This window comes from Kribbella shirazensis (assembly GCF_011761605.1).
Lineage (GTDB): Bacteria > Actinomycetota > Actinomycetes > Propionibacteriales > Kribbellaceae > Kribbella > Kribbella shirazensis.
In genome coordinates, this window is record NZ_JAASRO010000001.1 from 8,538,579 (window position 1) to 8,559,542 (window position 20,964).

The 20,964-nt window shown below is 67.9% G+C and carries 20 protein-coding genes; 12 read left to right on the forward strand and 8 right to left on the reverse strand.

Annotated features, from left to right (window positions below; translation table 11 throughout):
* Nucleotides 1–32: 32 nt before the first annotated feature.
* Both BJY22_RS40625 and BJY22_RS40630 read right to left on the reverse strand, forming a co-directional pair.
* Nucleotides 33–818, reverse strand: coding sequence for an SDR family oxidoreductase (locus tag BJY22_RS40625; RefSeq protein ID WP_167217598.1), 786 nt, complete (start codon nt 816–818; stop codon nt 33–35).
* Nucleotides 819–873: 55 nt separating this feature from the next.
* Complete coding sequence (locus BJY22_RS40630) at nt 874–1,548, reverse strand: GAF and ANTAR domain-containing protein (protein ID WP_167217600.1); 675 nt, start codon at nt 1,546–1,548, stop codon at nt 874–876.
* Between the two features lie 167 nt (nt 1,549–1,715).
* Between BJY22_RS40630 and BJY22_RS40635 the strand changes: the two genes are divergently transcribed.
* The 3 genes from BJY22_RS40635 to BJY22_RS40645 are packed head-to-tail and all read left to right on the forward strand — an operon-like array spanning nt 1,716 to nt 4,360.
* Nucleotides 1,716–2,417 carry a 5-oxoproline transporter, DUF969 family subunit gene (locus BJY22_RS40635; RefSeq protein ID WP_167217602.1) on the forward strand — a complete coding sequence of 234 codons (702 nt, stop codon included), beginning with the start codon at nt 1,716–1,718 and terminating at the stop codon, nt 2,415–2,417.
* Nucleotides 2,414–3,385 carry a DUF979 domain-containing protein gene (locus tag BJY22_RS40640; protein WP_167217603.1) on the forward strand — a complete coding sequence of 324 codons (972 nt, stop codon included), beginning with the start codon at nt 2,414–2,416 and terminating at the stop codon, nt 3,383–3,385. The genes BJY22_RS40635 and BJY22_RS40640 overlap by 4 nt, the downstream gene beginning before the upstream one ends.
* 9 nt (nt 3,386–3,394) lie before the next feature.
* The gene (locus tag BJY22_RS40645; protein WP_167217605.1) at nt 3,395–4,360 is read left to right on the forward strand and encodes a DUF2891 family protein; all 966 of its coding nucleotides are present in this window, start codon (nt 3,395–3,397) and stop codon (nt 4,358–4,360) included.
* Here the strand turns inward: BJY22_RS40645 and BJY22_RS40650 are convergent.
* Both BJY22_RS40650 and BJY22_RS40655 read right to left on the reverse strand, forming a co-directional pair.
* The gene (locus BJY22_RS40650; RefSeq protein ID WP_167217607.1) at nt 4,308–6,095 is read right to left on the reverse strand and encodes an ABC transporter ATP-binding protein; all 1,788 of its coding nucleotides are present in this window, start codon (nt 6,093–6,095) and stop codon (nt 4,308–4,310) included. The two genes, BJY22_RS40645 and BJY22_RS40650, sit on opposite strands and share 53 nt — an antisense overlap.
* Nucleotides 6,092–7,744, reverse strand: a complete 1,653-nt coding sequence (locus tag BJY22_RS40655; protein WP_167217609.1) for an ABC transporter ATP-binding protein — start codon at nt 7,742–7,744, stop codon at nt 6,092–6,094. The genes BJY22_RS40650 and BJY22_RS40655 overlap by 4 nt, the downstream gene beginning before the upstream one ends.
* Nucleotides 7,745–7,889: 145 nt before the next feature.
* Here BJY22_RS40655 and BJY22_RS40660 point away from each other — a divergent pair, with 145 nt between their 5' ends.
* From BJY22_RS40660 to BJY22_RS40695, 8 genes are all read left to right on the forward strand, one after another.
* Nucleotides 7,890–9,077 (forward strand): ROK family transcriptional regulator, encoded by a 1,188-nt coding sequence (locus tag BJY22_RS40660; protein ID WP_167217611.1) that lies wholly within the window; start codon nt 7,890–7,892, stop codon nt 9,075–9,077.
* 8 nt (nt 9,078–9,085) lie between these two features.
* Nucleotides 9,086–10,414, forward strand: a complete 1,329-nt coding sequence (locus tag BJY22_RS40665) for an ABC transporter substrate-binding protein (protein ID WP_167217613.1) — start codon at nt 9,086–9,088, stop codon at nt 10,412–10,414.
* Nucleotides 10,411–11,340, forward strand: coding sequence for a carbohydrate ABC transporter permease (locus BJY22_RS40670; protein WP_167217615.1), 930 nt, complete (start codon nt 10,411–10,413; stop codon nt 11,338–11,340). The genes BJY22_RS40665 and BJY22_RS40670 overlap by 4 nt, the downstream gene beginning before the upstream one ends.
* Nucleotides 11,337–12,161: an ABC transporter permease subunit gene (locus BJY22_RS40675; RefSeq protein WP_167217617.1), complete on the forward strand. Its 825-nt coding sequence runs from the start codon at nt 11,337–11,339 to the stop codon at nt 12,159–12,161. The genes BJY22_RS40670 and BJY22_RS40675 overlap by 4 nt, the downstream gene beginning before the upstream one ends.
* A complete protein-coding gene (locus BJY22_RS40680) occupies nt 12,158–13,414 on the forward strand; it encodes a family 4 glycosyl hydrolase (protein WP_167217619.1) in 1,257 nt (418 codons plus the stop codon). Before BJY22_RS40675 ends, BJY22_RS40680 begins: the two co-directional genes overlap by 4 nt.
* On the forward strand, nt 13,402–14,406 hold the full coding sequence (locus tag BJY22_RS40685) for a BadF/BadG/BcrA/BcrD ATPase family protein (protein WP_167217621.1): 1,005 nt from the start codon (nt 13,402–13,404) through the stop codon (nt 14,404–14,406). Before BJY22_RS40680 ends, BJY22_RS40685 begins: the two co-directional genes overlap by 13 nt.
* Nucleotides 14,407–14,514: 108 nt before the next feature.
* The gene (locus tag BJY22_RS40690) at nt 14,515–15,234 is read left to right on the forward strand and encodes a hypothetical protein (protein WP_238350597.1); all 720 of its coding nucleotides are present in this window, start codon (nt 14,515–14,517) and stop codon (nt 15,232–15,234) included.
* Nucleotides 15,235–15,273: 39 nt separating this feature from the next.
* A complete protein-coding gene (locus BJY22_RS40695; RefSeq protein ID WP_167217625.1) occupies nt 15,274–15,798 on the forward strand; it encodes a hypothetical protein in 525 nt (174 codons plus the stop codon).
* 209 nt (nt 15,799–16,007) lie between these two features.
* Here the strand turns inward: BJY22_RS40695 and BJY22_RS40700 are convergent, their stop codons facing one another.
* Nucleotides 16,008–16,853, reverse strand: a complete 846-nt coding sequence (locus BJY22_RS40700; RefSeq protein WP_167217627.1) for a mechanosensitive ion channel family protein — start codon at nt 16,851–16,853, stop codon at nt 16,008–16,010.
* Nucleotides 16,854–17,087: 234 nt separating this feature from the next.
* Here BJY22_RS40700 and BJY22_RS40705 point away from each other — a divergent pair, with 234 nt between their 5' ends.
* Complete coding sequence (locus BJY22_RS40705) at nt 17,088–17,543, forward strand: GNAT family N-acetyltransferase (RefSeq protein ID WP_167217629.1); 456 nt, start codon at nt 17,088–17,090, stop codon at nt 17,541–17,543.
* On the opposite strand, the gene BJY22_RS40710 is transcribed toward BJY22_RS40705, so the two are convergent.
* From BJY22_RS40710 to BJY22_RS40720, 3 genes are read right to left on the reverse strand one after another with little or no spacing between them, the layout of a single operon-like run.
* Nucleotides 17,536–18,384, reverse strand: a complete 849-nt coding sequence (locus tag BJY22_RS40710; RefSeq protein WP_167217631.1) for a neutral zinc metallopeptidase — start codon at nt 18,382–18,384, stop codon at nt 17,536–17,538. The two genes, BJY22_RS40705 and BJY22_RS40710, sit on opposite strands and share 8 nt — an antisense overlap.
* Before the next feature lie 3 nt (nt 18,385–18,387).
* Nucleotides 18,388–19,671: a neutral zinc metallopeptidase gene (locus BJY22_RS40715; protein ID WP_167217633.1), complete on the reverse strand. Its 1,284-nt coding sequence runs from the start codon at nt 19,669–19,671 to the stop codon at nt 18,388–18,390.
* A gap of 20 nt (nt 19,672–19,691) precedes the next feature.
* Entirely contained in the window at nt 19,692–20,885 is a 1,194-nt protein-coding gene (locus tag BJY22_RS40720) for a neutral zinc metallopeptidase (protein ID WP_167217635.1), read from the reverse strand.
* Between the last annotated feature and the right edge of the window lie 79 nt (nt 20,886–20,964).

Genomic DNA, 20,964 nt, shown 5'->3' on the forward strand with positions numbered 1-20,964 from the left:
TCACATCCGCCGTACACCGACGCACCGTGACCTCAGGGGCGGCGCCAATCGTCTGCCTCGAGGTGGCTGCCGGCCATGGGACCCATCTGGAGCATGCCGCCGTCGGCGACGATGCTCGTCCCGGTGACGTACGCGGCACCCGGGGACGCCAGGAAGGCGATCACGGCCGCGATCTCGCGGGCGTCGCCCGGCCTACCGAGCGGCACCCCTGGCCGGTGCGTCTCCCGCGGGTCCTCGTCGGTCTGCCCGGTCATCGGCGTCGCGATCTCACCGGGGGCGACGGCGTTCGCGGTGATCCCGTGCTCCCCCAGTTCCAGGGCCAAGGTCTTCATCAGGAGACCGAGCCCGCCCTTGGCCGCGTCGTACGGCGCGGAGCCCACGCGGGGCTGGTGTTCGTGCACGCTGGTGACCGCGATCAGGCGCCCACCGTTTCCGGCAGCGATCATTCGGCGCGCGGCCCGCTGCAGGCAGAGGAACGCACCGTCGAGGTCGACGCTGATCACCTTGCGCCAGGTGTCGTAGTCGAGATCCACGGCGAGTTCACTGCTGCCGGTCCCGCTGTTGCTGACCAGGACATCGAGGCCGCCGAGACTGTCCGCCAGCCTGTCGATGACGACGGCGGCCTCAGGGAGCTTCGTCAGGTCGAGATGCTCGACCACGGCCCGGCGACCGATCTCGCGGATCTCCGCGGCCGTCTCCTCCGCGCCGTCCTTGTCGCTGTTCCAGGTGACGCCGATGTCGAAACCGTCCTTGGCGAGCTGCACCGCAGTCGCCCGGCCGATTCCGCTGTCCGAGCCGGTAACGATCGCTTGAGGCATGTCCGGGCGGTACCCCGGGCACCTCGGTGAAAACGATGCCCGTCCAGGGCGTTCTTCACCGGTCGCGCGTGACGGCGATGAGTCGTTCGGCGACCGTGCGGAGTTTCACGTTGCCGTCCTGCGACAGTCTGGTCAGGAACGCGAAGGCCCGTTCGTCACTCAGGTTGTAACGCTCCATGACGATGCCGACCGCCTGACCGATCAGGCCCCGGGTACGCACGGCCTCCTGCAGGTTGTGAATCTCCCGCGCGTAGTCGATGGCCATCGCCGCCTGGTGCTTGAACAGCACACCCAGCGCACCGAGATCACTGAACGAACCCGCCTTGCGGGCGTAGAGGTTCAGCGCGCCGCGGGATCTCGGCGAGTCGAACAGCCGGATCCCGGCCTGGGCGTTGATCCCCGCGGCGACCGCGGTCGCGGCGTACCGCGGGAAGCGTTGATCGTCGCCGAGGTACGGCGAGGTGACGTGGACCGAGTCCGCCGCGGCCTCGTAGCACGGTCCCTCGCGCAGGTCGTACTGCGCCGCGTCGACGCCCCAGAGCAGGTCGTCGGTCGGCGCGACCGTCTCCAGCCGCCCGTCCGAGTGCAGCACTGTGATGCTCGCGTAGTCGGTGTCCGGCAGCACGTCGACCGCCGCGGCCGTGATCCGGCCGAGCGTGTGGTCGAGATCGCCCGGCGTGAGCGTCTTCGACAGTCGCTCCGCGCGCTCGAAGAGACGTTCGGTGTCCATGGCCGACCGGTTCCCCCTCCGGTGATTTCGACGCATGGACTCCATCTGATCCGGCAATTTTGTTCGAATGATCCATTGCAGGATCGTTCAACAATCTCCTATGGTGAGCGGAACATCCTCCAGCTACTCCATCCCTCAGCTACACCGTTCCGTCCCCGGGAGGAACCATGTGGGTTCTGCTCGCTATCGCGGTGGTGGTCGTCGGGTTCGCCCTGCGGATCAACTCGATGCTGGTCGTCACGGCGGCCGGGATCGTGGCCGGCCTGATCGGCGGCCTGTCTCCGGTCAAGATCCTGGACGCGTTCGGCGACGGATTCGCCGGCAGCCGGTCCGTCACCGTTTTCATCGTCACTCTGCCCGTCATCGGCCTGATCGAGCGCTACGGCCTGCAGCACCAGGCCCGCAAGCTGATCAGCAAGCTCAAGGTCCTCACCACGGGCCGGCTGCTGGCCATCTACCTGCTGATCCGGCAAGGGACGGCGGCGCTCGGCCTGACCAGCATCGGCGGTCCCGCGCAGGCGGTTCGCCCGCTGATCCAGCCGATGGCCGCCGGCGCCGCGGAACGGCGCTACGGCAAGCTCCCGGAGAAGGTCCAGGAGAAGATCAAGGGCTTCGCGGCCAGCGCCGACACCGTCGGGTTGTTCTTCGGTGAGGACATCTTCGTCGCGATCGGGTCGATCCTGCTGATCACCGGCTTCGTCGACGCGACGTACGGCCTGCACCTGGAGGCGATCGACATCGCGCTCTGGGCGATCCCGACCGGTATCTGCGCTCTGCTCATCCACGGCACCCGGCTGCTGCTGCTCGATCGCCAACTGGACAAGCTCGCGGCCGAGTCCAAGGCGGCGGAGAAGGAGGCGGCGCGATGATCAAGGTCGAGTGGTTCTACTGGCTGTGCGGGATCTTCTTCGTGCTGATCGCGCTGCAGGTGCTCAACGACCGCAGCAACCCGAAGCGGATCGGCAGCGCCGCGTTCTGGGGCATCCTCGGTCTGTCGTTCGGCTACGGCACGTTCGTGGTGAACAAGCAGGCCCCGGCTTGGCTGCTCGGCATCGCGGTGATCGGCCTCGCGGTACTGGCCGGCACCGGCTTCCCGGGCAAGGGCGAGGAGCGTACGACGACACCGGCCGAGCGCGTGCGCCTCGCTGACCGGTTCGGCAACAAGCTGTTCCTGCCGGCGCTGGTGATCCCGGTGGTCGCCGCGATCTTCGGTGCGTGGCTGGCGAAGGTGAAGCTCGGTGACGGCAAGCTCCTGCTGCAGTCCGGCTCGGCCACCATCATCGGCCTCGGCGTCGCGTCGATCCTCGCGCTCGTCGTGGGCATGGGTCTGCTGCGGCCCAAGAACCCTGCCGTACCGCTGCACGAGGGCCGCCGGCTGCTGGAGCACATCGGCTGGGCGGCGATCCTGCCGCAGATGCTGGCCACGCTGGGCCTGCTGTTCAACGCGTCCGGCGTCGGCAAGGCGGTCGGCCGGGTCACCGATCACCTGATCCCGAAGGGCTCGCTGATCGCCGCGGTCGCGCTGTACTGCATCGGCATGGCGGTCTTCACGATCATCATGGGCAACGCGTTCGCGGCGTTCCCCGTGATGACGGCCGCGGTCGGCTGGCCGCTGCTGGTGGAGCAGTTCGACGGAACGCCGGCGGTGGTGTTCGCGGTCGGCATGCTGGCCGGCTTCTGCGGCACGTTGTGTACGCCGATGGCGGCGAACTTCAACCTGGTACCCGCAGCGTTGCTGGAGATGAAGGACCAGTACGGACCGATCAAGGCCCAGATCCCCACCGCGGTCCCGCTGCTCGCCTGCAACATCCTGATCATGTACGCCTTCGCGTTCTAAAGGAGCCTCATGAAGTACGCCGCAGCCTGGGCGAGCATCGCCTGCGAGGTGCTCGAGACGCCGTACCCGTACGGCGCCGCGCACGCGTCGACCGGCCCGGACGACGTCGACGCGACCCCGGACCGCCTGCACCCGGCGTTCCACGGGTCCTACGACTGGCACTCCAGCGCGCACATGCAGTGGTCGCTGGTCCGGTTGCTGACGTTGGCACCGGACCAGGTCGGGCGCCGGCCGATCGACGTACTCGATCGGCGGCTGACCCCGGACGCGATCGCCGCCGAGTCGGTGTACCTGCGGGAGCGGCCCGCGTACGAGCGCCCGTACGGCTGGGCCTGGGCCGCGATGCTCGTGGCCGCTGCCCGCAAGACCCAGTGGGCGGAGGCGGTCGCTCCGCTCGGCGATGTCATCGCGGACCTCGTGCTGGCGTGGCTGCCGAAGCAGGCGTACCCGGTGCGTCACGGCGTACACCTGAACTCCGCCTTTGCTCTCGCGCTGCTGCACGAGGCGTACGGCGACCTGGGCCGGGCGGATGTGGTGGACGCGATCGAGGCTCGGGCGCTGCAGTGGTTCGGGGCGGACACGGCGTACGACACGCGGTTCGAACCGTCGGGGACCGACTTCCTCTCGCCTGCGCTGACCGAGGCGGAGCTGATGCGGCGGGTGCTGCCGGCTGACGAGTTCGCCAGCTGGCTACCCAACTTCCTGCCTGGCTTGGGCAAGGAGGCTCACCTGCACCTGCTCGACGTACCGATCACCGACGACTCAGGAGACGGGCAGCTGGCGCACCTGTCCGGGCTGGCGTTGTCACGGGCCTGGCAGCTCCGGACGATCGCACCGGCGCTGCCGGACGTGGCCGACGTACTGCGAGCTGGTGCGGACCGTCAGATCCAGGCGGTGCTGCCGACCGTCACGGACGGGGACTTCATGTCGACGCACTGGCTGGTGTCGTTTGCTCTCCTTGCAGATCAGGCGTAGCCGTACCGGTCCAACTCCGCCACAGCTGCGCGTAGCGACCACCACTCGCCAGCAACGCCTCATGGGTACCTGACTCGACCACTCGCCCATGGTCGAGTACGACGATCCGGTCCGCCTGCTCAGCCTGCGTGAGCCGGTGCGCGACAACCAGGGTGGTCCGTCCCTCGGTAGCGGCCAGACTCGCCCGCTCGAGCGCACGCGCGCCCGCACTGCCTGCTTCCGCGGTCGCCTCGTCCAGCACAGCAACCGGCGGATCAGCCAGTACCAGGCGGGCGAATGCGAGTTGCTGGGCCTGTGCGCCCGTCAACTGGTGGCCGTTTTCCCCTACAACCGTGTCCAAGCCTTCAGGTAGAGCGCGCACCCAGCCCAGGGCGCCGACCCGGTCCAGAGCGACTTCCACGTCGTCAGCTGTCGACTCAGGTCGCGCGAGTCGCACGTCGTCGATGAGTCTGCCGGAGAACACGTGGACCTCCTGGCTGAGCAGGGCGACCTGGGCGCGGGTGCGGTCGTCTCCCAGGTCGCGGATGTCGACGCCGCCGATCTTCACCGAGCCGGTCGACGGGATCAGAACGCCGGCCGCGATCGCTGCCAGTGTTGTCTTACCCGCGCCGCTCGCTCCGACCAGGGCGACTCGTTCGCCGGCACGGAAATGCAGTGATACCCCTGTCAGGACCTCAGGACCGTCGTAGTTGTGCGTGATCTGGTGCAGTTCCAGTGATGCGTCCGAAGGGTCGGGACTGTCGGCTGGTTCGGGCGCCTGCTCGATCTCCAGTACGCCGGCCAACCGCGACAGCCCCGCGGCCGCGGTCTGGATCTGGTCGAACTCCATCAGTACGACGTTGACCGGGTTGAACAGCCGGTGGAAGTACAAGGCCGCAGCCGTCACCGCGCCCACACTGACCGCGTCCGCCCGGACCAGGAAGAACCCGGTCACCAGAATCGCCGTCAACCCGGTGAACTCCGCATGGTTGATCCGCGCCGAGAAGAAGCTGAACAACCGGAACACCGTGATCGAGATGTCCCGCGCCGCGCCAGAGGTCTCCCCGATCTTCGCCAACTGCCGGTTCTCCAGGCGGTACGCACGGACCGTCGCACTGCCCCGCAACGACGCGATGATCGCCTCGGACCGCTCGCCCATCGCCACACGTTCCTGCTTGTAGTACGACGCCGACCGTCGCAGGTACCAGCGCAACGCGAGGTAGTACATCGGTACGGCGAGCAGACCGGCCAGACCGAGCCGCCAATCGAGCGCGAACATCCCGGCCACGGTCAGCAGAATCGTCAACGACGCACCGAGCACCGACGGCCCGACCTGCGTCAACGCGGTCGCGACCGCCGCCACGTCGTCACCCACCCGCGAGAGCAGGTCACCGGTCCGCACCTTCTCCAGCACCGGCGCAGGCAGCTGCAACACCCGATCGAGCACCTGCTCACGAATGCGCGCCAGCACGGTCTCACCGACCCGCGCCACCAGCGTCACCCCCAGAGCCGTCAGCAGGCCGGACACCACAGCTGCCAGCCCGATGAGCAGCACCACGCGCACGATCGCCGCCCCGTCGCCGCCACCCGCAACGTCGTCCACCAGCACACCAAGAGCCCACGGTGCGACCAGACCAGCGGCGCTGGCACCGGTGATCACCACAGCCGCGACAACCGACAGCACCGGCAGCCGCCGGATCTCGCGCCACAGCACGCCCCACGTGGCGCGTGGCTCCGCAATCGGCAGCAGGTTCATCGCAGCACCGCCTCACGATAGACGGCGTCGGACTCGGCCAACTCGGAGTGCATGCCCTCGGCAACCACAACCCCATTCGCGATCACCACGACGCGATCCATCTTCCCCAACAATGCTGGGCTGCTCGTCAACACCAGCGTGGACCGGCCGATCCGCTCCTCAGCAAGCCCCTCCGCCAGCAACTCCTCGGTCACTGCGTCCACCGCAGTACTCGGATCGTGCAACACGAGCAACGGCGGATCGGCCAGCAGCGCCCGGGCCAGACCGAGCCGCTGACGCTGCCCACCGGACAGCGCCTGTCCGCGGTCCGCCAACGGCCTGTCGAGCTCCTCAATCAGATCGGCCGCACCCGCAGCCGTCAGCACGCGCTCCAAACCCTTGTCCGCAAGGAGGTTGCTACGCAGCGTCCCCTCGAAGAGGTCTGTCTCGTGCCGCTCCAGCAGCACGGTCCGGCGGAGCACGTCCACGTCCAGCTCTTCCAGGACTGTCCCGCCGACCAGAACGGTGCCTGCGTGGTCGGGCGCTCTGCCTGCGATGACGGCCAGCAGGGCGTCGGCGTCGCGCGGGTCGTAGCAAAGTACTCCGACCGAGTCACCTGGCCGGAGTACGAGGCTCAACGCCGACAGGGTCCCGTGCGAAACGCTTTCCAATGTGAGCAACGGCTGGTCGGCGTCAACGGCGGTCGAGGTGCCGGTGACTGCGAGCGGAGGCGACGACAGCACCGAGGCGAGCCTCGCGGCCGAGGCGCGGGACATTGCCAACACCTGACTCGCGTACCCAAGCGTTGCCACAGGCTCGGCGACGAACTGGGCCAGGCCCACGACAGTGATCAGCTCACCGATGGTGATCCGTCCGTTCAACGCGAACCAGCCGGACACACCGGCAACCGCAGCCAGCAACAGACCGCTCAGTGCGGTCGTCACACCGTCCTGCAGCCCGTTCGTCGACGCAGCGCGCAGCGTTGCCCTCAGAGTCGCCTCGCTGGACCGCCGGTACCGATCCGCCGCGTTGTGTTGCGCACCGATCCCCCGCAGCGTCCGCAGTCCACTGACCAGGTCCGTCGCCAGTGCGGTCGTCTGCGCCACCGCTTCCTGCTGGCTCGACGTACGACGAGTCAACAGCGGCGACAACGCCTGGATCCCCAGTACCAGCAGCGGTACGCCGATCAGTACTCCGAGCCCCAGCGGTACGTCGACCAGCAGCAAGGACACCGACGACACGATCAGCGCAGTACACGCCGCCGTACCGATCGAGACGCCGCGCATGACCAGTGCGGCCTTCTCCGCGTCCGACGTGGCGATCGACAACAGCTCCCCCGACCGCAGCCCGGTGCGGTGACCACGTGGATCCAGCACGCGCTGCGCGATCTCCAGCCGGAGCAGGTGCGTCTCGTACTCGATCGCCCGCACGACCTGACGCGCACCGGTCTTCCAGGCGTTCGACAGTACGGCGAACAGCACGATCATCATCAGCACGCACCAGAGCAGCGGCCGGACCTGCCCGGTCGCCACCGCACGATCCACGAAGACACCGATCGCGACCGGAACCGCTGCCTCGGTCGCCTGGTGCAACGACAGCACCAGCACGCCGGTGACCATCCGCCCCCGATGCCGCCGAATCGCCCGCCTCAACAGCTCCCCAGTCGACATAGTTAGGCAACCCTAACCCACTCTGGTGATTGACACCCGGACCTCGTCCGCCGTACGGTCTTCGGCTAATAGGAAACTTTCCTAACAGTTCAGATCCTCAGCGCGGCGAGTACCCGCGAGCGGCGAAGGGAGGCAGGGTTGGCTCATGGCAACGACACCCGGAACGCCGCGCCTGCTGCGCGCGATGAACGACCGCGCCGCCCTGGACCTGCTGCTCAGCCAGGGCCCGCTCTCCCGCACCACGCTGGGCAACCTGACCGGCCTGTCCAAACCGACCGCGTCCCAGCTGCTCGCCCGGCTGGAGGCGGCCGGCCTGGTCCGTGCGAGCGGCACCAGCGCCGGCCGTCCCGGCCCGAACGCGCAGCTGTACGAGATCAACGGCGAGGTCGCGTACGTCGCCGGCCTGGACGTGACGCCGACGCGGATCCGTGCCGGGATCGCGGACCTCACCGGCAACGTCGTCGGTCGCTACGAGCTCGCGACGCCGGGCCGCAGCGCCAAGGGCACGGTCGAGCGGGTCCTGAAGGCGATCGAGGGAGCGGCCGGCGACGCGGGCCTGAGCCGTGAGCGGCTGCACCGGGTCTCGATCGGCACACCAGGCGGTTTCGACCCGACCACCGGCCGCCTGCGCTACGCGACCCACCTGCCCGGCTGGCACGCACCGCACCTGCTCGACGAGCTGGCAGCCGCGATCGCCGTACCGCTGGAGGTCGAGAACGACGTCAACCTCGCCGCGATCGCCGAGCAGCGGATCGGGCATGCCAAGGACCACGACAACTTCGTGCTGCTGTGGGGCGAGGAAGGCATCGGTGCCGCGATCGTCATCAACGGCCGCCTGCACCGCGGCGCGACCGGCGGCGCCGGTGAGGTCGCCTTCCTGCCGCTGCCCGGTACGCCGCTGGTCCGCAACGTCGGCCGCAACAACGCCGGCGGTTTCCAGGAACTCGCCGGTGGCGAACCGGTCCTGGAGCTCGCCCGCGAACACGGCCTCAAGGCCCGTACGCCGGAAGCCGCGATCGCGGTCGCACTGCAGACCGAGGGCGCGGGCGACGCCGTACTGAACGAGTTCGCGCACCGCCTCGCGGTCGGTCTGGCCGCCATCGTCGCGGTCGTCGACCCGGAGTTGATCGTGCTGGCCGGCGGTGTGATCACCGCGGGCGGCGAACGCCTGCGCGGCCTGGTCCAGGACGAGCTCGCCGATCTCGCCGTACCCCGGCCGCAGTTGCTGATGACCGCGATCAGCAACGACCCCGTGCTCTCCGGAGCACTGCAGTCCGCCCTGAGCACCACCCGCGACGAAGTCTTCGACACCGCGGGGCCACCGATTACGTAGGAGAATGGATGCGAAGCTTCACCCGTGCCGTCATCGGCACCGCCGCAGTCGCCCTCTTGGCGACGGCCTGCACCGGTACTTCGAACGCACCGCAGGCCGACGACGATGCCACGAAGGACGTGACCATCACCTTCTGGCACGGCTGGAGCGCACCGAGCGAGGTCGCCGCCATCGACGCCAATGTGAAGGCGTTCGAAGCGAAGCATCCGAACATCCACGTGAAGGTCGTCGGCAACATCAACGACGACAAGATCAAGCAGGCGTTACGTGCCGGCGGCGCGAGCGCGCCGGACGTGGTGTCGTCGTTCACCACCGACAACGTCGGCTCGTTCTGCTCGTCGAGCGTGTTCAGCGACCTGAAGCCGTTCCTGGACAAGTCCGGGATCGACCTGGACAAGACGTTCCCGAAACCGCTGCAGGACTACACGCAGTACGAAGGAAAACGCTGCACTCTGCCGCTGCTGAACGACGCGTACGGCCTGTACTACAACAAGACCGCGTTCCGGGCCGCCGGCATTTCCGCGCCGCCGAAAACGCTGTCCGAGTTCGATGCGGTCGCGAAGAAGCTCACCAAGGTCAAGGGCGACAGCTACAGCCAGCTCGGGTTCATGCCGAACTTCCACGGCTACGAGTCGACCGCGACACACTTCGCCGCGCTCTGGAACCCGGCGTACTTCACGCCCGACGGCAAGTCCAACCTCGCGAAGGATCCGGCCTTCGCCGCCATGCTGACCTGGCAGAAGCGCCTGGTCGAACAGCTCGGCGGGTTCGCGAAGCTGGAGAAGTACCGCGCGACGTTCGGTGACGAGTTCGGGGCGAAGAACCCGTTCCACACCGGTCAGGTCGCGATGACGATGGACGGCGAGTGGCGACTCGGGATGGCCCGCGATGCCGGGGTGAAGTTCGAAATCGGTGTCGCGCCGTTCCCGGTGCCCGACGAGCAGGCCGACAGCTACGGCAAGGGCTACCTGTCCGGCACGGTGATCGGCATCGCCGGCACCAGCCAGAAGCAGAACGCCGCCTGGGAGCTGGTGAAGTTCATGACCACCGACACCGACGCCGTGGTCAGCTTCGCCAACGCGATCCACAACGTCCCGTCCACGCTGGAAGCCATCAAGTCCCCGAAGCTCGCCGCGGACGAGAACTTCAAGGTCTTCCTCGACATCGCTCAGCACCCGAAGAGCAACACCACCCCGGCGAGCCCGAACGGCGGCGCGTACCAGCTCACGCTGCAGGACTTCGGCTACGCCCACGAGGCCGGCAAGGTGACTGACCTGGCCGCCGGCCTGGCGAAGACGGACGCGCAGATCGACAAAGACCTGGCCCAGACGAAATGACGTCGCTCCGGCAGAAACATCGCCGAGAGACGCTACGCACCCTGGCCTTCCTGTCACCGTGGCTGATCGGTGTCAGCGTCTTCTTCCTGTATCCGCTGGTCTCGACCGTCTACTTCAGCTTCATGAAGTACGACGGGTTCCGGCCGCCGACCTGGAACGGTCTGCAGAACTGGCAGTACGTCTTCACCAGCTACCCGTTCTTCTGGCCGGCACTGCGCAACACCTTGTGGCTCGTCATCGTGATGGTGGCGCTGCGGGTGCTGTTCGGACTCGGCATCGGCCTGCTGATCACCAAGGTGAAGACCGGTGCCGGGTTCTTCCGGACCGCGTTCTACCTGCCGTACCTGGCGCCGCCGGTGGCGGCCACGATGGCGTTCGCGTTCCTGCTCAACCCCGGCACCGGTCCGGTGAACAGCATCCTCCGCAGCATCGGACTGCCACAGCCCGGCTGGTTCAACGACCCGAGCTGGTCCAAGCCGGCGTTGACCATGCTGGCGTTGTGGGGCATCGGCGACCTGATGGTGATCTTCATGGCGTCGCTGCTCGACGTACCGAAGGAGCAGTACGAGGCGGCGTCGCTGGACGGAGCGGGCGCGTGGCAGCGGTTCCGGTTCGTGACGCTGCCGAACATCTCGCCGATCGTGCTGTTCGCTGTCGTCACCGGCGTGATCCAGACGATGCAGTACTACACGCAGCCGCTGGTCGCCGGAAAGGTGGCCAGTGGTGTGATCGGTGGAGCAGGTCAGCAGTTCGAGCCGGGGTACCCGGACAAGTCCACGCTGACGTTGCCGCAGCTCGTGTACCACCTGGGCTTCCAGCGCTTCGACACCGGCGGGGCGTCCGTGATCGCACTCGTACTGTTCGCGCTGGCGATGGTGTTCACCGCGTTCCTGCTGCGCTCGATGAGTGAGAGGAGCGCGGCGTGACACGCTTCCTGCACTGGGTCGGCGTACATGCCCTCGCCATCGCCGCCGCACTGTTCTTCGTGCTCCCTTTCGTGTTCATCTTCCTCACAGCACTGATGAGCGACCAGCAGGCACTCACCCGTGACCTGTGGCCGGACAGCTGGCACTGGGAGAACCTCCGAACCGTCTGGGAGACACCCGGCTTCCTGACCTGGTGGAAGAACACCCTGCTGTACGCCGGACTCGGCACAGCGCTCACGTTGTTGTCGAGCATTCCGGTCGCCTACGCACTGGCCCGCTTCAAGTTCCGCGGCCGGAACGTCGCACTGATGCTGGTGATCGCCACGATGATGCTGCCGGCACAGGTGGTCATCGTGCCGATGTACCTCTTCTGGGCCAAGCAACTGCACCTGTCCGGAACGCTGTGGCCGCTGATCATCCCGATGGCGTTCACCGACGCATTCTCCGTCTTCCTCTTACGGCAGTTCCTGCTGACGATTCCGAAGGACTACGTGGACGCCGCCAAGGTGGACGGCTGCGGTGAGTTCAAAGCACTGGTCCGGATCGTGCTGCCGATGGCGAAGCCTGCCATCGCAGCGGTAGCCCTGTTCCAGTTCTTCTACTGCTGGAACGACTACTTCGGCCCACAGATCTACGCCAGCGAGAACCCTGCCGCCTGGACCCTCAGCTACGGCCTGGAGTCCTTCAAAGGCGCACACCACACCAACTGGAACCTCACCATGGCAGCAACGCTCCTGGTCATGGCACCAGTCATCATCCTCTTCTTCTTCGCACAAAAGGCCTTCATCGAAGGCGTCACACTGACAGGGGTCAAAGGGTGAAACTCACAGTCGTCGGTGGCGGGTCCACCTACACACCGGAGCTTGTCGACGGGTTCGCTCGGCTGCGGGACACGTTGCCGGTGTCGGAATTGGTGCTGGTCGACCCGGTGGCGGAGCGGCTCGAGCTGGTCGGTGGGCTGGCACGGCGGATCTTCGCAAAACAAGGACATTCCGGCCGGGTGATCACCACGTCCGACCTGGACACGGGCATCGACGGTGCGGACGCCGTACTGCTGCAGCTGCGCGTCGGTGGGCAGGCGGCGCGCAACGAGGACGAGACGTGGCCGCTGGAGTGCGGCTGTGTCGGTCAGGAGACGACTGGCGCAGGCGGTCTCGCGAAGGCGCTGCGGACCGTGCCTGTGGTGCTGGACATCGCTGAGCGGGTACGGCGTACCAACCCGGACGCGTGGATCATCGACTTCACCAACCCGGTCGGGATCGTGACGCGCGCACTGTTGTCGCACGGGCACAAGGCCGTGGGGTTGTGCAACGTGGCGATCGGGTTCCAGCGTCGATTCGCTGCGATGCTGGGGGTTACGCCTGAGGAGGTGTCCCTCGACCACGTCGGACTGAACCACCTCACCTGGGAGCGCGCGGTCCGCGTCAACGGTGAGGACGTGCTGCCTCAATTGCTGGAAGCGCACCTGTCCGAGATGGCCGACGACCTGCGTCTCCCGGCGGACGTGGTGCGGCAGCTGGGCGTCGTACCGTCGTACTACCTGCGCTACTACTACGCGCACGATGACGTGGTCCAGGAGCTCATGACGAAGCCGTCTCGTGCGGCAGAAGTCGCAGCCCTCGAGAAGGAGCTGCTGGACATGTACGCCGACCCGCAACTCGACGAGAAGCCCGCACTGCTCGAACAGCGTGGCGGGGCGTACTACTCGGAGGCGGCCGTCGCACTCGCGTCATCACTGCTCAACGACACAGGTGACGTGCAGGTGGTCAACACACTCAACAACGGCACCTTCCCTTTCCTGGCCGATGACGCCGTCGTCGAAGTACCGGCCACGGTGAACGCGCAGGGCGCGAAGCCGGACCCGGTGTCTCCACTGGAGCCGCTGTACACCGGACTGGTCGCTCACGTCACGGCGTACGAGGACCTCGCACTGGAGGCCGCCGTGAAGGGTGGAGCCGAGCGCGTGTTCCAGGCTTTGCTGGCGCATCCACTGGTCGGGCAGGTCTCCCTCGCGCAGGAGTTGACGGAGAAGCTGCTGGCTCACAACAAGGACTACCTCCCGTGGGCGCGCTAGTTCCGGGCGGTGTCCTCGCGTTCGACGCCGGCAACAGCAAGACCGACGTCGCACTCGTCGCGGCCGACGGGACAGTGCTCGGTACGGCACGTGGCGGCGGGTTCGAACCGCAGAAGATCGGGGCTGCGGCCGCTGTGGCCGGGCTGGAACCGTTGGTGCGCGCAGCTGCGGCGGAGGCCGGGCTGCGCATCAGCGACGTACCGCTGGTGCAGCAGCTGTCGGCGTGTCTTGCGAACGCTGACTTGCCGATCGAGGTCGAGCAACTGACCGCTGCGCTCGAGAAGCGCGGCTGGGCGGAGTCCGTGTACGTCGCCAACGACACGTTCGCACTACTGCGATCCGGGGTCGACGAGCCGCGTGGAGTCGCGGTGGTGTGCGGAGCCGGCATCAACTGCTCCGGGATGCTGCCGGACGGACGGACTGCGCGGTTCCCGGCGCTGGGCAAGCTGACCGGCGACTGGGGCGGCGGCGCACAGCTGGCCGAGGAGGCGTTCTGGTCGGCATCGCGCGCCGAGGACGGCCGCGGTCCTGCTACCGCACTGGTGACTGCATTGCCACTGCACTACGGGATGCCGTCGTTGACTGCGCTGATCGAGGCGTTCCACTTCGGTGAGCTGCCCGCCGAACGGCAACTGGAGGCGGCCCCCGTCCTGTTCCAGGTCGCGACAGCCGGCGATACCGTTGCCCTAGGCATCGTTCAGCAGCAGGCCGAGGAGATCGTCGCGATGGCGGCCTGTGCGTTACGACGACTCGAACTGCTCGACGAGCGGGTCACCGTCGTCCTCGGCGGCGGCGTATTGACGGCCGGCCACGCGGTCCTGCTCGACCGCGTCGCCCGCCTGCTCGCCGAGGTTGCTCCGAAGGCGGTCCCGCGCGTGGTCGACGTACCGCCGGTGGTCGGCGCGGCACTGCTCGGACTCGATCGGACAGCGGCCGGACCGAGCGCGTACGAGCGGTTGCGCGCAGCGTTCGCACCACGACCGGCCGCTTGATATTGCAGCCTTGTTTCATCGGCGTCTGATGCAAACTCCCGGGTGTGGTGTCGCGTCCCACAGGTAGGACCACATCCACTCGGGAGGTCGATGATGATTCGAAGGATCATGGGTCTTGGTGTGACCACCGCGCTCGCGGTGAGCGCATCACTCGTTCTCACCGGAGCCGCCGCGCCGGCCACCGCAACGACGACCGCCGCAACGACGGCCAGTACGACGAGCTGCAGCCGGCTGGCGTCCGCGAAGAACGTTTCCGCGGCGACGTACGCCGACCGGCTCGTCCGCGCGTGGGGCCGCGGCGACGTCGCGGCGACCAACTGTTACGCCTCCACCGCCACGTCGCGCACGCTCTTCGGGCAGGCGTCGCGGGGCGGCATCCACTGGCGCCGCGTCTCCGCCGAGGGCGCCGCAGGCACCATCTACGTGACGTACCACGACGACGCGCGCGGCGGGGACCTCACGATCGGCGTCCAGAACGTCGGCCTGCGGCCGGCGGACGGCTGGCATGCGGCGTACACCGCCAGGTTCCGCGGCGAACCGAAGGCGTGGAACGCGGTCCAGTGGTCGGACAACCTGATCCGGGCCTGGGGACGCGGTGACGCCAAGTGGACGGCGTACTACGCGACTCCGCGGGCCGTGCAGCAGCTGCAGAGCATCGCCGCCAAGGGCGGGCCGCACTGGACCCGTATCGCCACGGAGGGCGCGGCCGGTACGACGTACGTGACCTACCGGAACACCGTCACCGGGCACACGCTCGGAATCGGCGTGTCGAACGCCGGTCTGTCGCAGGGTGACGCGCACGCGGCGTACATGGTGCGGTACCGCTGACCGCTTGAGCCCGGCGTGCTTGGGTGTAATCATGATTACATGAGTACACAGACCGAGCAGGAGAAGGTGCGGGGTTGGCTGACCGGGCGACTGCCCGGCGACTGGTTCGAGGGTGAGCTCGAACTGTCGATCGACCGGGACGAGATCCTGATCGTCGGCCGGATTCCCGCACCGGAGCAGGACAAGGACGTCAGCACGGCCGAGCGCTCCGCCGCCGAGAGCGGGCGGATCAAGCAGTTCCGCGAGGACACCCGGGACCGCCGGATCGAGATCGCCCGCGAACTGGAGCACGCCGCCCGGCGCAAGGTCGCGTGGGGCGTGTGGTGCGGCGAGACCAGGACCGTGTTCACCTCACTGTCCGCGCCGGTGATGACCCGGCTGCGCCAGCCCGAACGCCAGGTCCTCGACACCCTCGTCGACGCCGGCGTGGCCCGCTCCCGCAGCGACGCCCTCGCCTGGTGCGTCAAGCTCGTCTCCCAGCACAGCGAAACCTGGCTCGCCGACCTCCGCGCCGCCATGACGAAGGTAGAAGACGTCCGCCGCGCAGGCCCGGACAAGAACTGACAGGTCCTGGTGTACGACGGGTTCCGCCTTTGGTGGGTGGGCGTCCGAGGTGCAGGGTTGGCCAGCGGGATCACGGTAGCCAACCCAGACTTTCGGACGCCCACCCACCAGATACCGGCGGGCGGCAACCCGGTTGGATTGCCGCCCGCCTGAAGAGAACCGGTCTCGAGGGCGCTCGCCCTTCTGACCTGAGACCCGTTGAACTACAACTACTGGCCCGACTGCCAGTTGCCGTTCTGGGGGGTGCCGTTGGACCAGCCGGCGCTGTGGGAGGCGGGGTGCTGTTCGGGCTGGGTGGGCTGCTGGTAGCCGCCCTCGTAGTTGTTGCCCTGGTAGCCACCCTGCGTCGGGTACTGCGCTGTCGTGCCGTCCGTCGCGTTCGGGTCGGCGGCCGGCTTCTTGATGTTGTCCTTGTCGAACAGGTTGCTCAGTGCACGGCCGGCCATCTCGCGGCCCCCGAGACCGAAAGCGAGACCGAGAGCAAGCGCGGCGCCCGCGAGGACGATCAGCAGGGTGTTACCGGTGAGCTGGACCGCGACACCGAGCTGGGTCAGCGCGGCGAAGGCGGCGTACACGAGCACGGCGTACCGGGCGACCTTGGCCAGGGTCTCGTTGCCGGTGGCGCCCCGGATGATCGCGGCCAGGAAGTTCGCGAACAGGGCGGCCAGACAGACGATCACGATGGCTGCGAAGATCCGCGGGATGTAGGCGAGCATGTCGCTCATGAAGTTCGAGATCTCCGGCACGCCGAGCGCCGAGGCGAACATCGTGAAGCTGATCAGGAACACGAACCAGAACACGACCTTGCCGAGCGTCGCGGAAGCGGTCAGCCCCGTGCCCGACCGTTGCAGGATGCCGGAGACGCCGGCTCGCTCCATCCAGTTGTCGAAGCCCACCTTGGCAAGGAGCTTACCGACGAGTTTCCCGAGGACCTTGGCGACGAAGTAGCCGATGACCAGGATGACCAGGCCACCGAGCAAGTTCGGGATGAACCCCACCAGCTTGCCGAAGGCATCTTCGAACGGCTGGGTGAAATCGATCGCTAACGCTGACATCGAACGTTCCTTCCGGACTGGCCCGCATCCGCTGTCGGCGCATGACTGCCCCAACCCCGGCACGGGCGGATGCAGTGGTGTCCAGTATGACTGTTACCCCTGGATGCCGAAGGCAAACAACGACGCCCGGCGAGGCGGACAACGAAAAGTGTTTGCGTAAGGCAATCACCATCGCCGTACTTCGCTCCTTACCCCGCCGACTGAACCGTTTCAGGCGTTTGCGATCCTGTGCGCATGAACGATCTCGTGATCCGCCGGGCCGCCCGTGACGACGTCGCCGCGATCGTCGCGATGATCGCCGACGACCAGCTCGGCTCCACCCGCGAGTCCGTCGACGACCTGACGCCGTACCTGAAGGCCTTCGAGCAGATCGATGCGGACCCCAACCAGCTCCTGGTGGTTGCTGAGCGCAACCAGCAGGTCATCGGCACGCTGCAGCTGACGATCATCCCCGGTCTGTCCCGCCGCGGATCCAGCCGCGGCCTGATCGAGGCGGTCCGGGTAGCGGCCCCCGCCCGCGGCTCCGGCCTCGGCACCACGCTCATCCAGTGGGCCGTCGAGGAGTCCCGCACCCGCGGCTGCACCCTCGTCCAACTCACCTCGGACAAGACCCGCACCGACGCCCACCGCTTCTACACCAACCTCGGCTTCGAAAACACCCACGAGGGCTTCAAACTCAAGCTCAGCTGACGCGGCCCGAGGACACGACCCACGTGTTGCAGGCGGCCGGCGACTTGGCCTTGAAGCCGGCGTTCGTCCACGCCGTGTTGCTCTTCCGGCTTCCGTGGTCCCGTGTGCCGGCCGGCGGGTCGTCGTCGCCGGTGTACGCCGCCCACTGGTAGACCTCGAGCTTGATGCCGTGCAGGTCGAGCGTCCGCTGGTTCGCCCCGAGGAAGGCGGCCGCGAAGCAGGAGGCCTGGAGTTCGTGGCGGCGGGTCTGCTCGAGCTGGGCCGCCTCGGTGCCCTCCTCCAGCCGGAGGTCGAACTGCGTCGAGATGCCCACCATGTGCTGCAGATGGTGCCCGAACTCGTGGGCGATCACGTACTGGAGGTACGTTCCCGCTTCCATCCGATCGCCGGGCTCCTCCTCGACGTGCACATCCCAGTCGAGATAGATCCCTGTGTTCTCGCCGCAGTAGAACGCCTCGTCGTCATCGCTGACCACGCCGCAGCCCGTCCGTGCACCTTGGTTGACGGTGTGCAGCCCCGGCGGAGTCAACAAAGAGTCCGTCCGGTCGACCAGTGGCTTCCAGGCCCGCTGGAGACAGTCCAGGTACGCGACGGAGTACTGCTGCAGCCCCCTCTGCGTCTGCAGCGCGATGTCCGGGAGCTTGCACGCCACGGCCTGCACCTGTCCTGCCGAATAGAGCGCGTTGTTGAGCAGGTAGATGTCCTCGGGCGAGCGGTACGTCGAGCTCGACGTCACCGTCGTCGGAGTCGAAGGGCTGGAGGTTGTCTCGTTCGGCGGCGCACACGCGCCGGCGACCGCCAGCACCAGGCCGGCGGCACCTGCGAGAGCCGCCGCGCGCACAGGTCAGCTCACCTTGGCGGAGGGGGCGGTGAAGGTGTTGCAGGACTTGGGGTTTGCGGAGTTGAAGGCGGGTTCGGACCAGGCCCAGCTGCTCTTGCGGGAGCCGTGGTCGCGGATCTTGTCGGTGCTGTACTCGTCGCCGGAGTGCTGGGCCTCCCACTGCCAGACCTCGAGCTTCTGGCCGGACAGGCCGAGCGACTTCTTGTTGGCCCCGAGGAACGCCGCGGCGAAGCAGGTCGCCTGCAGTTCCAGGCGCCGGGACCATTCGAGTTTCATCGCCTTCGACTTCGTCCAGCCCTCCCGCGAGTGCGCCGCGGTGAGCATCTCGGTCATCTTCTGGACGTGGTGGCCGTACTCGTGCGCCATCGTGTCGAGCATCCACACCCGCGCGGCGAGCGGCTGGTTCTGGTAGAACTCGAGATCGCTCTTCCAGCTGATGTTGATGCTCTCGTCGGCGCCGCAGTAGTACGCGACGTCCATCTCGCCGGTGCAGCTCTGGTCGGGGGTGGCCTGACTGGTCTGCAGCTTCAGCTTCGGCTGCCGGAATTCGTAGCCGGCCTTGGTCACCAGCGGCTCCCACGCCTTGTCCAGGCAGGGCAGGAGCGCCCTGTAGTACCGCAGGATCGCCGACTGCGAGTTCGGCTTGATCGCCGGCTCCTTGCAGCTGACCGACGCGACCCTTCCGACGGCGTAGATCGTGTTCTTCTGCAGGCGGACCAGGTCCGGGATCGGCTGGACGGTGACGGTGACCGTCGGGTCCGGCGGGATCGGGATGGGGGCCTGGGACTTCTTGACGGCCGGCTGGGACAGAGGGTTGTCGACCTGGCTGCCGTACGAGTTCATCAGGCGGACGCCGGCGATCGTCGCGCCGGTGAGCATCAGCACGACCAGGACCGACAGGCCCGCGATGACGGGGCGTGAGTAGCTGCGCGGCGGGCGGACCGGTGGCGGCTCCGCGGTGAACTGGGCGCCGGCGCGGGACGGGTTCGTCTGCCAGCCCGTCGGGCGGGGGCCGCCGGCGCGGCGCGTGCCGGTCAGCGGTGCGACCGGAGCCCCGGTGAGCGGCGCGGTCGGCGGACCGCTGTACTCGCTCGTGGTGCCGGGCTCGGTCGGGAGCGGGCGCGCCTTGCGGCGGACCGACGACTGGTCGAAGTCCGTCGAGCGCGCCTTCCCCAGGGCGCCGGGGGCGGTCTTCAGGGCCAGCGGCTGCGTACCGGGCGCCGTTTCGCCGGTCGCACCGGGCAAGAAGTATCCGGGCTCCGGCGTACCCTCCTCGGAGTCAGGCATCGGTCGTTCCCATCTGTCGCTCAGCTGACCTTGGCGGGCGCTGCGACGAAAGTGTTGCAGGCGCCGGGGTTGGTTGTCGTGAAGCCCTGGTTCATCCAGGCCGCGAGGCTCTTGCTCGAGCCGTGGTCCCGGACCTTGTCCTTCGTGTTCTCGTCGCCGCGCCGCTGGATCAGGCTGTTCCACTGCCGGAGCAGCTCACCGCGGAGCGGGAAGCTCGCCTTGGCCGCGCCGTAGAACACCGCGCCGAAACAGTACGCCTGGAGCGCCGCGCGCCGGTCCTGCTCGAGCTCGGCCGCCTTGTTCGCCGCGGTGTCGGCGAGGTTGTCCGTGGCCTCGGCCATACCGGTCAGGTTCTGCACATGGACGCCGTACACGAAACCGAACGACTGCGCCATCTCCGCGCGGGTCTCGGCCTTGTGCTTCGGGTAGTCCTCGACGACCTTCTGCCACGGCATCGTCACGCTGCCGCCCTGGTCGTCCTGGCAGTACGCCGCGAGCTCGTTCTGGACGCCGCACGCGGTCTCCTCGCCGTCGTCGAAGACGATCAGCCGCGGCGACCGGAACTCGAACCCGGCCTTGGTGACGATCGGTTCCCAGGCCTTGTCCATACAGGCGGTCAGCGCCTGGTAGTACGAGCGCACGTTCTCCTTGGACGTCGGCCGGAACACGGGCTCCTGGCACTTCACCACCGGCATCCTGCCGACGCTGTAGATCGGGTTCTTGCCGACCACGTCGGCGTCCGGGGTGCCCTTGGTGATCGGCTCGGTGGTCGCGGGCGCGCCGCTCGGCTTCACCGACGGCGTACCCAGTGGGTTCGCGACGAGGTCGTCGTACGACGAGAGCGTCTTGACCGCGAACGTCACGCCGCCGGCGACGAACAGCAGCGCCGCGACGACCATCAGCGCGATCAGACCCTTCGACCGCTTCCTCGGCACGAACGGCAGCGGCTCCGGGTGGAACACCTCGCGGTACGCCGCGGCGGCGCGGTCGTCGGCGGCCGGCGGTCCGAGCCGGCTGCCGGACAGCGTCGTACGGCGGGAGTCGATCCGGCTCCCGGACAGCTGCGGCGGAGCCGGCGGAGCGTCGCCGCTGAGGCGCGGCGTGGGCGCCGCCAACGGTGCCGAACCGCCCTGCTTGCGCGCGTCTGTCGGTCCCTGCTCCCCCTCGCCGCCAGGCAGGAAGTGACCAGGCTTGGGTACCGGCTTGTCCGCCATGACTTCCCCGCCTCTTTCCCCAGTAGCCGGTCTGCCGCCGGCCCCACCCAATACACACAGAGCAGCCGGTACCCCCAGC